Genomic DNA, 14585 nt, shown 5'->3' with positions numbered 1-14585 from the left:
GGCGGCCCGACGCCTCGGCCGCGTCGGCGCCCGCGATGCCCGCGCCGTCGCCGGCGACGTAGACGCCGCGCACCGACGTGCGGCCGGCCGCGTCGCGCTCGGGCAGCCATGCGCGATTGACCGGATCGAAACGGAACCGGCAGCCGGCCAGATCGGCGAGCTGCGTCTCCGAACGCAGCCCGAAGCCGATGCCGAGCGCATCGCAGTCGAGCATGCGTACGTGCGCGTCGCTGCCGGCCGCGCGCCATGCGAGCCCGGTCACGTGGCGGTCGCCGAGCACGCGCTCGAGCACGACGCCGGTTTCGATCGCGACGCCGCGCGCGCGCAGCCAGCCGATGTAATAGAGACCCTTCGCGAACGTCGCCGGCATGCGCAGCAGCGCCGGCGTCGCCGCGGCCTGCCGGCGCAGCGGGCTCGTGTCGAGCACGGCGAGCACCTGCACGCCGGCCTTCGCATACTGATACGCGACCAGATACAGCAGCGGCCCGGTGCCCGCGAACACGACGCGCCGGCCGATCGCGCAACCCTGTGCCTTCAGCGCGACCTGTGCGCCGCCGAGCGTGTAGACGCCCGCGCGCGTCCAGCCCGGCAGCGGCAGCATCCGGTCGGTCGCGCCGCTCGCGACGATCAGATGCGAGTACGGCACGGTCACTTCGCGGCCGTCCTGCAGCGTGTCGACGCGCCCCGTGCCGCACGCCCACGCGAGCGTGTTCGGCCGATAGTCGACGTGCGGCAGCAACGCGGCCATCGTCCGGTGCACCGCGTCGGCCTTCGCGGCTTCGAAACCGTACAGCGCACGCTTGCCGCGCACGAAACCGTCGCCGGCGGGCGGTTGCCGATAGATCTGCCCGCCCCAGCGCGCGTTCTCGTCGATCACGACCGGACGCAGCCCCGCGTCGACCAGCGCTTCGGCCGCGCGCACGCCGGCCGGGCCCGCGCCGACGATCACCGGTTGCAGCGCGTCGTTCATCGCACGTCTCCGTCCGCAGGCGGCCGTGCGCCGGTCAGGATCCGCATGCCGTCGGCGATCGGCGTCGAGCACGCGCGCACGCGCGCGCCGGCCTCGGTGCGCACCCAGCAGTCCTGGCACGCGCCGATCAGGCAGAAGCCCGCGCGCGGCTCGCCGCCGAATTCGCTGACGCGCACGCGGCGCTGCGCGACGAGGATCGCGGTGAGCACGGTGTCGCCGGCGAGCGCCTGCGCGGGGCGTCCGTCGAGCGTGAACGCGATGCGCGCGCGGTCGCGCTCGGCGACGCGCACGAACTGCGCGTGCGCGGAGCCGGCTTCGGAGGAAGAATGCGTCATCAGTGTTGGCCGATCAGGATGCGGTTCAGGCCGTACACGCGATCGAGCAGCAGCATCGCGCCGGCGGTGATGAAGATGACCAGCGCCGACACCGATGCCATCATCGGATCGATCGACTCGGTCGCGTACATGTACATGCGCACCGGCAGCGTGACGGTCTGCGGCGACGTGATGAAGATCGACATCGTCAGCTCGTCGAAGCTGTTGATGAACGCGAGCAGCCAGCCGCCGGTGATGCCGGGGACGATCATCGGCAGCGTGATGCGGCGGAACGTCGTCCACGGGTCCGCGCCGAGCGAGCACGCGGCCTGTTCGATGCTGCGGTCGAGCCCCGCGACGGACGCGAGCACGAGCCGCATCACGAACGGCGTGATCACGATCATGTGCGCGACGACGAGCCACGCGAACGAACCGGTCGCGCCGATCAGCGCAAAGAAGCGCAGCAGCGCGATGCCGAGCACGAGGCCGGGAATCACGAGCGGCGACAGCAGCAGCCCGTTCAGGAACGCACGGCCGGGGAACGACGCGCGGCCGATCGCGAGCCCCGCGGGCAGCGCGATCGCGAGCGACAGCGTGGCCGACGCGAACGCGAGCTTCACGCTGTTCGCGAACGCGGTGACGAAATCCGGATAGTCGAGGATCGCGCGGAACCAGCGCAGCGACAGCCCGTGCGTGGGCAGCGTCAGCGTTTCGTCGGGCGTGAACGCGACCAGTACGACGATCGCGAGCGGCGCGAGCACGAACAGCATCACGAGCGTGTGGAACGCGAGCGCGACGGGCCCGTTCTTTCTCATCGGGAAGCGCCTCCGAGGCTGCGTGCGTAGCGGCGTTCGAGCACGCGGTAGTAGGTAAGCATCACGACGAGGTTCGCGATCAGCAGCAGCACCGCGATCGTCGCGCCGAGCGGCCAGTTCAGCGAGCCGAGGAATTCGTCGTAGACGGCCGTCGCGGCGACCTTCAGCCGGCGTCCGCCGAGCAGGCCCGGAATCGCGAACGCGCTCGCCGACAGCCCGAACACCATCAGGCTGCCCGACAGCACGCCGGGCACGAGCTGCGGCAGCACGATGCGGCGCAGCGTCGTGAACGGCGACGCGCCGAGCGACAGCGCCGCATGCTCGGTCTGCGGATCGAGCCGCTGCAGCGCGGTCCACACCGGAATCACCATGAACGGCAGCATCACGTGCACGAGCGCGATCACGATCGCGAACGTCGTGTATTCGAGCTTGTACGGGCCGACGCCGATTAGCGCGAGCGCGCCGTTCACGAGCCCGTTCGTGTTCAGCAGCATGCTCCAGCCGAACGCGCGCACGACGACCGACACGAGCAGCGGCGCGAGAATCGCGAGCAGGAACAGCGAGCGCCACGGGTCGCGCATTTTCGACAGGATGTACGCTTCGGGCGTGCCGATCGCGACGCAGATCGCGGTGGTCAGCGCGGCGATGCCGAACGTGCGCGCGAAGATCGCATGGAAGTACGACGAGCCGAGCACTTCCGCGTAGTTGCCGAAATGGAATGCGGCGATCGGACCGGTCGCCGGATCGAACCGGTAGAACGTCAGCACGAGCGTCATCGCGAGCGGCACGAGCACGAGCGCCGCGAACAGCGCGAACGCGGGCGCGCACATCAGCCACAGCGGCGCATGCGCGCGCCAGTTCGCGCCCGGTGCGCGATTGCGCGCGGCCGCGCGTGCGGATGCGTGACCGGGCGGGTGCCCGGCATCGGCGACCGGCGCGCGCGCGACGGCGGCCGGCGCGGCGTCGGACGGCAGCGGGCGGGAAGGCTCGCGCATTCAGGCCTCCCGGCGCATCACGCGCACCGCGTCGCTGTGCCAGTCGATGCCGACCGGCGCACCTTCGGCGAGCGGCTCCGCGCCTTCGTTCTGGCAGCACACGAGCACTTCGCCGAGCGCGCTGTCCACGCGGTACAGCCACTGGCTGCCGAGGAAGAAGCGGCTCGTGACGGTGGCCGCGACGCGGCCGGTGCCGGGCGCGCACAGCCGCAGCTTCTCGGGCCGGATGCACAGCGACACGGCGTCGCCGACGCACACGTCGCGCTCGCGCGGCGGCAGATGCGCGGTGTGGCCGATCTCGGCGACGTCGTGTCCGAGATCGATGCGGATCGCGTGGCCGTCGTGCGCGACGATCGTGCCGGGCAGCAGGTTCGCCTTGCCGATGAACTGCGACACGAAACGGTTTTCCGGGCGTTCGTACGCGCGGTACGGCGTGTCGATCTGCGTGATGCGGCCGGCCTCCATCACGACCACGCGATCGCTGATCGACAGCGCTTCGGACTGGTCGTGCGTGACCATGATCGTCGTCGTGCCGATCTTGCGCTGGATCGCGCGCAGTTCGAACTGCATGTCCTCGCGCAGCTTCGCGTCGAGGTTCGACATCGGCTCGTCGAGCAGCAGCACCGGCGGCTCGATCACGACGGCGCGCGCGAGCGCGACGCGCTGACGCTGGCCGCCCGACAGCTCGCGCGGGAAGCGATGCGCGAGCGCGTCGAGGCGCACGAGCGCGAGCGCCGCGCGAATGCGCTCCGCCCGCTCGGCCTTGTCGACGCCGCGCATGTCGAGGCCGAAGCCGACGTTCTCCGCGACGCTCATGTGCGGAAACAGCGCATAGCTCTGGAACACGATGCCGAGCCCGCGCCGGTTCGGCTTCATCCGCGTGATGTCCTGGCCGTCGAGCGCGATGCGCCCGCGCGTGACGTCGACGAAGCCGGCGATCATCTGCAGCGTCGTGGTCTTGCCGCAGCCGGACGGGCCGAGCAGCGACACGAATTCGCCCTTTTCGACCGACAGGTTCACGTCGGCGACGGCGACGAGATCGCCGAACGATTTCGTCAGATCGGTTAGCGTGAGAAACGACATGGGACGCTCCGGGTTCGCGCATCGTATCGCCGATGCGTCATTGACGCGGACTCTAGCCAGCCATATTTCGGAGCGTCAATTTCGAATTCTGCTGAACGGGAGGAATTTCGAAAAAATTCCATTCAACGGAATGGAACCGCGCGCGACGCGCGAATCGTTCCGGTCAGCGGGCGACGCAGCGGGGCGGAAACGCGCTCGTCAATTCCGTGCACACCCGGATGCCCGCGCGATTTCGGCGGGAACACAATGGCGGCTACCGTATTCCATTCACCGAAATCGTCGAGGAGCGCCGGCATGCAGCAACCCCTCTCGCGCGGAACGCGTGCGCCGCACGCGGCGGACGACGACGCGGCCGCCGCCGGCGCGCCGGGCACCGGCATGCTGCAGCGCGCGTTCGCGATCCTGCGCGCGCTCGCCGGCATGCAGCAGGACGGCGTGCGCGTCACGCATCTCGCGAAGGCGGTCGGACTCACGCAGGGCACCGCGCACCGGATCCTGCAGTCGCTGATCGCGGAACGGATGGTCGAACAGGACGAGCAGTCGAAGCTGTATCGGCTGAGCGTCGACTTCTTCGCGCTCGCCGCGCAGGCCGGCAACCCGAGCAGCATGCGCACGCTGTGCCGCCCGGCGCTGCTGCGGCTGTGCGCGAGCCTCGGCGAGACGATCTTCCTGCTCGTGAAGAGCGGCTTCGACGCGGTCTGCCTCGATCTGTGCGAAGGGCCGTTTCCGATCCGCTCGTTTACCGGCGACATCGGCGGGCGCATCGCGCTCGGCGTCGGGCAGGGCAGCCTCGCGATCCTCGCGTTCCTGCCCGAAGCGGAGCGCGAGGAAGTGATCCGTTTCAACGTGCCGCGCATCCGCGGCTACGGCGTGCTCGACGAGGTGTATCTGCGCACCGAGATCGAGCGCGTGCGGCAGCTCGGCTACGCGGGCCGCAACAGCGGCGTGCTCGACGGCATGGCCGGCGTCGCGGTGCCGATCCTCGATCGCACCGGTTATCCGGTCGGCGCGCTGAGCGTCGGCACGCTCGCGTCGCGTCTCGGCGACGATCGGCTGCCGATGGTCGTCGAACTGCTCAGGCGGCAGGCCGATGCGATCGGCCCGCGCACGAATCCGTTCGATGCGTCGCTGCGGCGGCCGATACACGGGCTGTCCGCGAAAGCGTCGTAGGCGCGGCGCGCGTCACGCGGCCGGCAGCCGCTCGGCCGGGTCCTTTTCGCGTGCGGCGATCAGCGCGCGAATGCGCGCGCGGTCGGCGGCCGTCGCGGGCGTGAACACGACGAGGCTCAGGTCCGGGCGGCCCTTCACCGCGAACGCCGAGTATTCGAGTGCAATCCGCCCCGCGCGCGGATGGCGAATCTCCTTCGTCCCTTCGTCGTTCGAGCGGATGTCGTGGTCGCGCCACATCGCGTCGAATTCGGCGCTGGCCGCACGCATCTCGTCGACGAACGCCTGCACGACCTGCGTCGCGCCGCTGCGCGCGAGGTCCGCGCGGAACGCGCCGACCGCGAAGCGCGCGACGCGCTCCCAGTTCGACTGCGCGTCGCGCACGCGCGCGTCCGCGAAGATCAGCCGCAGGATGTTGCGTGCGGGCGGCGGCAACGTCGCGTAGTCGGTCAGCGTCGCGGCCGCCGCGTCGTTCCATGCGACGACGTCCCACGTCGACGTGCGCAGGATCGCAGGGCTCGCGTCGAACGAATCGAGCACGTGCTGCAGCCGCGGCGGCACGCTGCCGGTGCCGTGATAGCGTACGTCGGGCGGATGGCCGAGGCCGATCAGGAACAGATGCTCGCGTTCGGCTTCGTCGAGCAGCAGCGCGCGGGCGAGCCGGTCGAGCACGTCGGCGGACGGCGCGCCGCCGCGGCCCTGCTCGAGCCACGTGTACCACGCGACGCTGATGTGCGCGCGCTGCGCGACTTCCTCGCGCCGCAGCCCCGGCGTGCGGCGGCGCGCGACCGGCAGCCCGAGCGCGGCGGGATCGAGTTTCTTGCGGCGCGCGCGCAGATACGCGCCGAGCAGGTTGTCGGATGCGTCAGCCATATCCTGTTAGTTCGTTTACCGGTAAACCGTCACGTCTTCACCGCGAACCGCGGTCGCCAGATAGTAATCCTCCATTTCATCAGGAGGTGCTGAACATGCGTGTCTTCGTTACCGGGGCGTCGGGATTCGTCGGCTCCGCCGTCGTCGCCGAACTCGTCGCGGCCGGGCATTCGGTGCTCGGTCTCGCGCGTTCGGATGCAGCCGCGGCCGCCGTCGCGGCGGCGGGCGCCGACGTGCATCGCGGGTCGCTGGAAGACGCGGCGAGCCTCGCGCGCGGCGCCGAAGCCGCCGACGCGGTGATCCACACGGGTTTCAATCACGACTTCTCGCGCTTCGCGGAGAACTGCGAGCTCGACCGCCGCGCGATCGACACGCTCGGCGCGGTGCTCGCCGGTTCGGCGCGGCCGCTCGTCGTCACGTCGGGGCTCGCGCTGGTCGCGCCGGGCCGCGATGCGACCGAGGACGATCCGCACGTGCCGGTGTCGGACGCCTATCCGCGCGCGTCGGAGGCGACCGCCGCCGCACTCGCGGAGCGCGGCGTGCATGCGTCGGTCGTGCGGCTGCCGCCGTCCGTGCACGGCGACGGCGATCACGGCTTCGTGCCGCTGCTGATCGCGCTCGCGCGGGAAAAGGGCGTGGCCGCGTATATCGGCGACGGCGCCAACCGCTGGCCCGGCGTGCATCGGCTCGATGCGGCGCGCGTGTACCGGCTCGCGATCGAGCTCGGCGCGGCAGGCGCGCGCTATCACGCGGTCGACGACACCGGCGTGCCGTTCCGCGAGATCGCCGCGGTGATCGGCCAGCGGCTGAACGTGCCGGTCGTCGCGAAATCGGCGGAAGATGCGCGCGACCATTTCGGCTGGTTCGCGCGCTTCGCGGCGATGGATGCGCCCGCAACGAGCGAGCGCACGCGCGCGATGCTCGGCTGGGCGCCGACGCAGCCAGGCCTGATTGCCGACATCGACCGGCCGCGGTATTTCGAAACGTGATCGGCCGCGGCGCGCGGCAGCCGCGCGCATGACGTCGGCATGACGCGCGGCCGCACGCACGCGACGCGCTGTGCGCCGCGTGCGCAGGCAGCATCATTCGACCGGATGAAGGTCCTGCAGCAGCGTCGGCACGAGCTCCGACACGGTCGGATGGATGTGCATCGCGCGGCTGATCGTCGTGTACGGCGCGCCGGCCGCCATCACGTCGAGCAGCTGGTGGACGACCTCGTCGCCGGTCACGCCGAGGATCGACGCGCCGAGAATCGCATGGCTGTCCGCATCGACGATCACCTTCATGAAGCCCTGGCTTTCGCCCTTCTCGACCGCGCGGCCGACGCGCGTCATCGGCCGCGTGCCGACCAGCAGCTTGCGGCCGCTCTGCTTCGCTTCGGCAAGCGTCATCCCGACGCGCCCGAGCGGCGGATCGATGTACATCGCGTACGCGGCGATGCGGTCGGTCACCTTGCGCGGATCGTCGTCGAGCAGGTTCGCCGCGACGATCTCGTAGTCGTTGTACGCGGTATGCGTGAACGCGCCGCGCCCGTTGCAGTCGCCGAGCGCCCAGATGCCGGCGACGTTCGTGCGCAGCTGGTCGTCGACCTTGATGTAGCCGCGCTCGTCGGTCTCGACGCCCGCGCGGTCGAGTCCGAGATCGTCGGTGTTCGGCACGCGTCCGACCGCGAGCAGCAGATGCGAGCCGGCGACTTCGCGATTGCCGCCCGCGCAGTCGAGCCCGACGACGATGCCGTCGCCGTCGCGCCGCACGCTCAGGCAGTTCGCGTCGAGCTGTACGTCGATCCCTTCGTGCTCGAGGATCTCGCGCACCGCCTGCGACACGTCGTCGTCCTCGCGCCGGATCAGCCGCGGCCCTTTCTCGACGATCGTGACCTTCGATCCGAAGCGGCGGTACATCTGCCCGAATTCGAGGCCCACGTAGCTGCCGCCGACGATCACCAGATGCTCGGGCAGAAAATCGACGTCCATCATCGTCGAGTTGGTCAGGTACGGCACCGTGTCGAGGCCCGGCATCGGCGGCACCTGCGCGCGGCCGCCGACGTTGATGAAGATGCGCTCGGCCTCGAGCAGCGCGTCGCCGACGCGCACCGCGTCGGGCCGCTCGAATCGCGCATGGCCCTGAAACACGGTCGCGTTGTCGAGCCCGCGCACCCATTGCTCGACGCCGTGGTTCGAGCGGCCCGAAGTCCGGTCCTTGCGCGCCTTCACCGCTTTCATGTCGACGGTGACGGGGCCGCCGACCGACACGCCGTACTCGGCCGCGCGCCGCGCGAGCTGCGCCGCGTACGCGCTCGCGATCAGCGTCTTGGTCGGAATGCAGCCGGTGTTCACGCAGGTGCCGCCGAAGCGGCCGCGCTCGACGATCGCGACTTTCATGCCGGCGCCCGAGAGCCGTGCGGCGAGCGGCGGCCCGGCCTGCCCGGTGCCGATCACGATCGCGTCGAAGTGTTGTGTCATGACGTTCTCCTGCGCTGGTTCATCGTGAGAAGACGCGGCGCGCAAGCCGCGTGCCTTGCCTGCGGTTGTCCGCGTGCGGACGATTCGTCGCGCGGCGCGCAACGAACGCGCGGCATCGCGTTGCCGGCGCGCCGTCGTGCGTGCCGGCGCCGCGCGGTGTTCGCGGTGTTCAATCCTTTCGCTTCCACTGGCCGAACGCGACCGGCGCGTGCGCATCCGCGCGCGTCACGCTGACGACGTCGGGCTGGCCGTCGAGCGGAAACGATTCCGTGTAGATCTCGTTCGAGAATACCCAGCCGCGCGTGCGCGCGTCGTAGCGGAACGTCACGTAGTCGCTCCAGTGCTGCCCGCACGCGACGTCGTTCTGCACGGTGAAATAGCGGCCTTTCACCGCGAGGCCGTGGTCGGCCGCGTTTTCCGGGTCGAACGGATCGCATTGCAGCGCGCCGTCGGCACGCAGCACCACCTGGTCGTTGCGCGCGGCCAGCCGGTAGCCGCGGTCGGCGCGCTGCTCGTAGATCAGCAGCGGACGCGGCGACGGATGCTCGCGCGTATCGGGCGAGCGATGCACGACGACGAGAAAACTGTGCCGTCCGTTGTCGAGGTCCGGCCCTTGTCGCGCGACCATCGGCTGGTAGCCGGGCGGCAGCTGCGTCGCGATCGACGGCGGCAGATCGTCGGCCCATGCGTCGGCGGACAGCGCGGCGGCAAGCACGAGCAGCAGATGGCGTGGACGCATGGCGATGTAGGGGCGGAACGGAACGTGGCCGGACGGCCGGCGCAGGCCGGAAATGCGCCCAGCATAGCAGCGCGCGGCGGCTTTCGGCGGCGCGCGAAGCGTGCCAGAATCGTCGGCTGGAACGCGGCCCGTGCATCGCGCATCGCCGTTCCATTCAACGGATACAGGAGACTTCGATGACTGCATCGGCTGCCGTATTGGGCATACTCGCCGCGCTGTGGCTCGGCGCGATGATTCCCGGCCCCAGTTTCGTGCTGGTCGCGCGCAACTCGATCGGCCTGTCGCGCCGCGACGGGCTCGCGACCGCACTCGGGATGGGCATCGGCGGCATCGCGTTCGGCGGCGTCGCGCTGGCCGGCCTCTACACGCTGCTGCAGGCCGTCGAATGGCTGTATGTCGGGCTGAAGGTCGCCGGCGGCGCTTATCTGATCTACATGGCGTCGAAAATCTGGCGCGGCGCCGCGTCGCCGATCGCGATGGACGATCCGCAGGCCGTCGCCGCCGGCAGCGCGCGCAAGTCGTTCTGGACCGGCCTCACGACGCAGCTGAGCAACCCGAAGACGGCGATCTGGTACGGCAGCATCTTCGCGGCGCTGCTGCCGCAGCATCCGCCGCTGTGGTGCTATCTGGTGCTGCCGCCGCTCGTGTTCGCGGTGGAGTTCGGCTGGTACACGATCGTCGCGCTGTGCTTTTCGACGCGCCGGCCGCGCGAGCTGTACCTGCGCGCGAAGAAATGGGTCGACCGCGTCGCGGCAGGCGCGATCGCGCTGCTCGGGCTGCGGCTGATCCTCAACGCGCCGAAGGCAGGAATCTGACCGGATCGTTCGTGACGGCCGGCGCCGCGCGCTTGCGTGGCGTCGGCCGGCTTCGTTTTGCCTGCGTGTATGCGCGCGATGCCGCGGCCCGCGATTCCGGACGCTGCCGTGCGCGTGCCGCTCCGCTCCTGCGCGTGGCTCCGCGCACGCCCGTCGAAGCGGCATGCGCGGCGCGTTATCTGCCGCGGCCGCATCGTCGGCACGCACAAGCTGCCGCATCGTGACGAAATCGCGAAACCGTCCGCCGACGGGCGGCGGGCGGCCGGCCTGTGCCGCCTTTGCAGCTGCCGTCCCGCGAGTCGCTCGTCCGCGCTTCCGCGATTCTGGCGGCGACCCTCGCGACGACGTGTAAACTGCTGCCTTTTTTGACCGTTTGCAGCATGGTGACAGCTTCCCCGCGCCCGGCACTGAGCGGCCCGACGCTCGTCCGGCTGCTCGCGCGCCTGACCGACGCCGACGTCGCGGAATCCCGGCAGACGCTTCCGGACCGCCTGAGCCAGTGGCTCGGCTGGACCGACGCGATCACGCTGTCGTCCGCGCTGAACGCGAGCCCGCCGGCGGTTGCGGCCGGCGTGCGCGGCTACGATGCCGAGCGCGACTGCGCGCGCGTGCGCCACGATCTCGCGCAGGCGATCGCGGCCGTGAACCGGCCGCGCACGCGGCGCCGGCCCGGCGAGATGCCGCCGCCGCCCGCCGATACGGCCGATTTCGCGGACTTCCGCCAACAGTGTCTGTCCCTCCAGCAGGAGATGGAGACGGCGATCGGCCAGCTGCGTGGCCGCTTGCGCGTCGCGCTGGCCGCGCGCTCGTCCGGGATGGCGCGGCTCGCGACGCTCGACGCGATCATGGAGCGCGTGCTCGGCGCGCGTGAGCGCAGCCTGCTGTCCGCGGTGCCCGCGCTGCTCGGCACGCGCTTCGAGCGGCTGCGCGATGAGGAGCGTCACGCGCTCGACGCGCAAGCCGCCGCCTCCGACGACGCGCACGTCGGCACGCAGGCCGACGCGCAAGTCGCCGCGCCGATCGTGCCCGGCACGTGGCTCGACACGTTCCGCGACGAGATGCACAGCATCCTGCTCGCGGAACTCGAAGTCCGGTTTCAAACGGTAGACGGACTGCTCGCGGCCCTTCGTACCTGCTAATCGATACGCTATGTCCAGAATTCGTCTTGATCTCGTTGTATTCGTCGCCGGCCTGATCGCGGTGTGCTGGATCGGCGCCGGCTATGTCGCGTCGAACCCGCTCGCCGCCGCCGTCACGCTGCTGATCGGCGCGTGCTACGTCGCCGGCGCAGTCGAGCTGCTGCGCTACCGGCAGGCGACCGGCACGCTGTCGCGTGCGGTCGCCGCGCTGACCGAGCCGCCGGCGCGGCTCGACACGTGGCTCGACACGCTCGATTCCGGCTTGCGCGGCGCCGTGCGTGCGCGCGTCGAAGGCGCGCGCGTCGCGTTGCCCGGCCCGGCGCTCGCGCCGTATCTCGTCGGCCTGCTCGTGCTGCTCGGCATGCTCGGCACGCTGCTCGGGATGGTCGTCACGCTGAAAGGCACCGGTGCCGCGCTCGAAAGCGCGACCGATCTCGATGCGATCCGCGCGTCGCTGATCGCGCCGGTGAAAGGCCTCGGGTTCGCGTTCGGCACGTCGATCGCGGGCGTCGCGACGTCGGCGATGCTCGGCCTGCTGTCCGCGCTCGTGCGCCGCGAGCGCATCGACGCGGCGCACGCGCTCGACGCGAAGATCGCGACGACGCTGCGCGTGTATTCGCCCGCGCACCAGCGCGACGAATCGTTCCGGCTGCTGCAGCGTCAGGCCGACGTGATGCCCGCGCTGGTCGACCGGCTGCAGACGATGATGGCGACGCTCGACGCGCGCAGCGTCGCGCTGCACGACCGGCAGATCGAAGCGCAGCACGCGTTCTTCGACCGCACCGAGCGTGCGTATTCGGGCCTCGCGTCGAACGTCGGCGCTGCGCTGAAGGAGAGCGCCGCCGAGAGCGCGCGCGTGGCCGGCGCCGCGCTGCAGCCCGTCGTTGCCGCGACGATGACGGGGCTCGCGCAGGAAATGGCCGCGCTGCGCGATACCGTGACCGGTGCGGTGCAGCGTCAGCTCGACGCGCTCACGGGCGGCTTCGAGAAGACCACGGCCGACGTGACGGCCGCGTGGACGCGTGCGCTCGACGAGCAACGCCGTGCGGGCGACGCGGTCGCGCGGCAGCTGCAGACGACGCTCGGCGCGTTCGCCGATACGTTCGCGCTGCGTTCGTCGGACCTGCTCGACGGCGTTGCGACGCGCCTCGAATCGACCGAAGGCCGGCTGTCGGACGCATGGCGCGCTGCGCTCGCGCGCCAGGAGCAGGTCGGCGAAACGCTTGCCGACCGGCACGCACACGCACTTGCCGAGGCTGCCGCGACGTTCGAGCGGCATGCGGCGTCGACGCTGGCCGCGATGCGCGAGTCGCACACGGGGCTGCAGAAGCAGCTCGAGGCGCGCGACGTGCAGCGCCTGTCCGCATGGAACGATTCGCTTGCCGCGATGGCCGCGAAGCTCGGCGAAGAATGGCAGCGCGCGGGCGCACATAGCGCCGGCCGCCAGCAGGAAATCTGCGACGCGCTCGCGCAAACGACGCGCGATCTCGCCACGCAAGCGGCGACGTTCGAACAGCGTTCGAACGATCTGCTGACGACGATCCGCGATTCGCACACAGGGTTGCAGACGCAGCTTGCCGAACGCGACGCGCAACGCCTGTCCGCGTGGAACGATTCGCTCGCCGCGATGGCTGCCGCGCTGCGCGACGAGTGGGCGCACGCGAGCGCGCAGGCCGCGGCGCGTCAGCAGGACATCTGCGACACGCTCGCGCGCACCGCGAACGACATCACTGCGCACGCGCAAGCACACGCGAGCGACACGATCAACGAGATCGCGCGCCTCGTGCAGGCCGCATCGGAGGCGCCGAAGGCGGCGGCCGACGTGGTCGCCGAGCTGCGCGAGCGCCTGTCCGACAGCATGGTGCGCGACACCGCGATGCTCGAGGAGCGCAGCCGTCTGCTCGCGACGCTCGAAACGCTGCTCGGCGCGGTCAACCACGCGTCGACCGAGCAGCGCGCGGCGATCGACGCGCTCGTCAGCACGTCAGCCGACCTGCTCGAGCGCGTCGGCGCGCGCTTCAACGACACGGTCGACGCCGAAGCGCGCAAGCTCGATGCGGTCGCCGCGCAGGTGACGGCGAGCGCGGTCGACGTCGCGAGCCTCGGCGATGCGTTCGGCGCCGCGGTGCACGTGTTCGGCGAGTCGAACGACAAGCTGCTCGCGCATCTGCAGCGGATCGAGGCTGCGCTCGAGAAGTCGCTCGCGCGCAGCGACGAGCAGCTCGAGTACTACGTCGCGCAGGCGCGCGAGGTGATCGATCTGAGCATGATGTCGCAGAAGCAGATCGTCGAAGACCTGCAGCAGCTCGCCGGGCGGCGGGCGTCGGTCGGAGCGTAACGGATGCACGACGAAATCGACGGCGGCGCGCAACCGGCGCCGGTATGGCCGGCATTCGCCGATCTGATGTCGGTGCTGCTCGGCGCGTTCGTGCTGATCCTCGTCGGCGTGATCGGGATGCAGCTTCAGCTCACGTCGCAGCTCGACGAAGCCGTGCGCGCGCGGCAGCAGGAAGCGCAGCAGCGCAAGTCGCTCGAACAGGCGCTCGCCGGCCCGCTCGCGGCCGGCCGCGTGACGCTCGTGAACGGGCGCATCGGGATCAGCGGCAACGTGCTGTTCGCGCTGAACTCCGATCAGCTGCAGCCGGAAGGGCGCGCGCTGCTGAAAACGCTGGCCGGGCCGCTTGCCGCGTATCTGAAGACGCGCGACGAGATCCTGATGGTCAGCGGCTTCGCGGACGACCAGCAAGTGCGCGCGGGCAACCGGCTGTTCGCGGACAACTGGGAGCTGTCGGCGAAACGCGCGCTGACCGTCACGCGTTCGCTGATCGATGCCGGCGTGCCCGCGTCGTCCGTGTTCGCGGCCGCATTCGGCTCCGAGCATCCGGTGAGTTCGAACGCCGACGACGAAGGCCGCGCGAAGAATCGCCGTGTGGAGATCGCGCCGGTGCCGCGCAAGAGCGCGTCGAACGCACGGAGCGCGCGGTGACGGGCGACGCGATGCGTACGCGCGCGTTGCTCGACGCATGGCGCGAGCAGCGCGCGGACCGGATCGATCCGGTCCGCTTTCATCGGCTCGACGCGCTCGAACGTCGCGCGGCCGCGCTCGACGGCAGCGCGCGCACGCTGCTCGACGCGCAGCTCGCGGCACTCGTCGACGACTATGCAGCGCGCGTCGCGCGGGCCGCGCAGCGCGTCGACGCCCGCGCGTTCGCC

16 protein-coding genes are annotated in these 14585 nt (G+C 70.8%); 7 read left to right on the top strand and 9 right to left on the bottom strand.

The annotated features are described in order from the left end of the window. From BUB20358_RS26595 to BUB20358_RS26570, 6 genes are all read right to left on the bottom strand, one after another. Nucleotides 1–970: NAD(P)/FAD-dependent oxidoreductase (locus BUB20358_RS26595; protein WP_174905145.1), on the bottom strand; the 970-nt coding region annotated here is incomplete at its 3' end. Further along, nucleotides 967–1305, bottom strand: a complete 339-nt coding sequence (locus BUB20358_RS26590) for a (2Fe-2S)-binding protein (RefSeq protein ID WP_035974956.1) — start codon at nucleotides 1303–1305, stop codon at nucleotides 967–969. The genes BUB20358_RS26595 and BUB20358_RS26590, both read right to left, overlap by 4 nt. Further along, entirely contained in the window at nucleotides 1305–2099 is a 795-nt protein-coding gene (locus tag BUB20358_RS26585) for an ABC transporter permease (protein WP_035974958.1), read from the bottom strand. Before BUB20358_RS26585 ends, BUB20358_RS26590 begins: the two co-directional genes overlap by 1 nt. Next, nucleotides 2096–3094 (bottom strand): ABC transporter permease, encoded by a 999-nt coding sequence (locus BUB20358_RS26580; protein ID WP_006766869.1) that lies wholly within the window; start codon nucleotides 3092–3094, stop codon nucleotides 2096–2098. The genes BUB20358_RS26585 and BUB20358_RS26580 overlap by 4 nt, the downstream gene beginning before the upstream one ends. Next, nucleotides 3095–4177: an ABC transporter ATP-binding protein gene (locus tag BUB20358_RS26575; protein ID WP_035974960.1), complete on the bottom strand. Its 1083-nt coding sequence runs from the start codon at nucleotides 4175–4177 to the stop codon at nucleotides 3095–3097. It abuts the gene before it with no gap. Nucleotides 4178–4299: 122 nt separating this feature from the next. After that, nucleotides 4300–4473 (bottom strand): hypothetical protein, encoded by a 174-nt coding sequence (locus BUB20358_RS26570; protein WP_158380454.1) that lies wholly within the window; start codon nucleotides 4471–4473, stop codon nucleotides 4300–4302. On the opposite strand from BUB20358_RS26570, the gene BUB20358_RS26565 reads away from it, so the two are divergent. After that, on the top strand, nucleotides 4472–5347 hold the full coding sequence (locus BUB20358_RS26565) for an IclR family transcriptional regulator (protein ID WP_045552279.1): 876 nt from the start codon (nucleotides 4472–4474) through the stop codon (nucleotides 5345–5347). The genes BUB20358_RS26570 and BUB20358_RS26565 overlap by 2 nt on opposite strands. A 12-nt stretch (nucleotides 5348–5359) precedes the next feature. Here BUB20358_RS26565 and BUB20358_RS26560 read toward each other — a convergent pair whose 3' ends face one another. Then, nucleotides 5360–6217, bottom strand: coding sequence for a helix-turn-helix transcriptional regulator (locus tag BUB20358_RS26560; protein WP_006766872.1), 858 nt, complete (start codon nucleotides 6215–6217; stop codon nucleotides 5360–5362). 95 nt (nucleotides 6218–6312) lie between these two features. On the opposite strand from BUB20358_RS26560, the gene BUB20358_RS26555 reads away from it, so the two are divergent. Then, nucleotides 6313–7206 (top strand): SDR family oxidoreductase, encoded by an 894-nt coding sequence (locus BUB20358_RS26555; RefSeq protein ID WP_035975417.1) that lies wholly within the window; start codon nucleotides 6313–6315, stop codon nucleotides 7204–7206. A gap of 93 nt (nucleotides 7207–7299) precedes the next feature. On the opposite strand, the gene BUB20358_RS26550 is transcribed toward BUB20358_RS26555, so the two are convergent. Together BUB20358_RS26550 and BUB20358_RS26545 are read right to left on the bottom strand one after the other, a co-directional pair. After that, nucleotides 7300–8679, bottom strand: a complete 1380-nt coding sequence (locus BUB20358_RS26550) for an FAD-containing oxidoreductase (RefSeq protein ID WP_035974962.1) — start codon at nucleotides 8677–8679, stop codon at nucleotides 7300–7302. Nucleotides 8680–8848: 169 nt separating this feature from the next. Then, on the bottom strand, nucleotides 8849–9418 hold the full coding sequence (locus BUB20358_RS26545) for a hypothetical protein (protein WP_006766875.1): 570 nt from the start codon (nucleotides 9416–9418) through the stop codon (nucleotides 8849–8851). Between the two features lie 176 nt (nucleotides 9419–9594). On the opposite strand from BUB20358_RS26545, the gene BUB20358_RS26540 reads away from it, so the two are divergent. The 5 genes from BUB20358_RS26540 to BUB20358_RS26520 form a co-directional block, all read left to right on the top strand. Continuing rightward, nucleotides 9595–10233, top strand: coding sequence for a LysE family translocator (locus BUB20358_RS26540; protein ID WP_006766876.1), 639 nt, complete (start codon nucleotides 9595–9597; stop codon nucleotides 10231–10233). A gap of 380 nt (nucleotides 10234–10613) precedes the next feature. Beyond that, nucleotides 10614–11372, top strand: a complete 759-nt coding sequence (locus BUB20358_RS26535) for a DUF3348 domain-containing protein (protein WP_006766877.1) — start codon at nucleotides 10614–10616, stop codon at nucleotides 11370–11372. Between the two features lie 10 nt (nucleotides 11373–11382). After that, the gene (locus BUB20358_RS26530; RefSeq protein ID WP_006766878.1) at nucleotides 11383–13710 is read left to right on the top strand and encodes a DUF802 domain-containing protein; all 2328 of its coding nucleotides are present in this window, start codon (nucleotides 11383–11385) and stop codon (nucleotides 13708–13710) included. Between the two features lie 3 nt (nucleotides 13711–13713). Next, a complete protein-coding gene (locus BUB20358_RS26525) occupies nucleotides 13714–14358 on the top strand; it encodes an OmpA family protein (RefSeq protein WP_006766879.1) in 645 nt (214 codons plus the stop codon). Further along, a partial coding sequence (locus BUB20358_RS26520; RefSeq protein WP_174905144.1) for a DUF2894 domain-containing protein occupies nucleotides 14355–14585 on the top strand: 231 nt, incomplete at its 3' end. The genes BUB20358_RS26525 and BUB20358_RS26520, both read left to right, overlap by 4 nt.

Source organism: Burkholderia dolosa (genome assembly GCF_902499135.1).
Lineage (GTDB): Bacteria > Pseudomonadota > Gammaproteobacteria > Burkholderiales > Burkholderiaceae > Burkholderia > Burkholderia dolosa.
The sequence above is the reverse complement of the archived record's forward strand: the minus strand, read 5'-3'. Positions and strand labels throughout refer to the sequence as shown.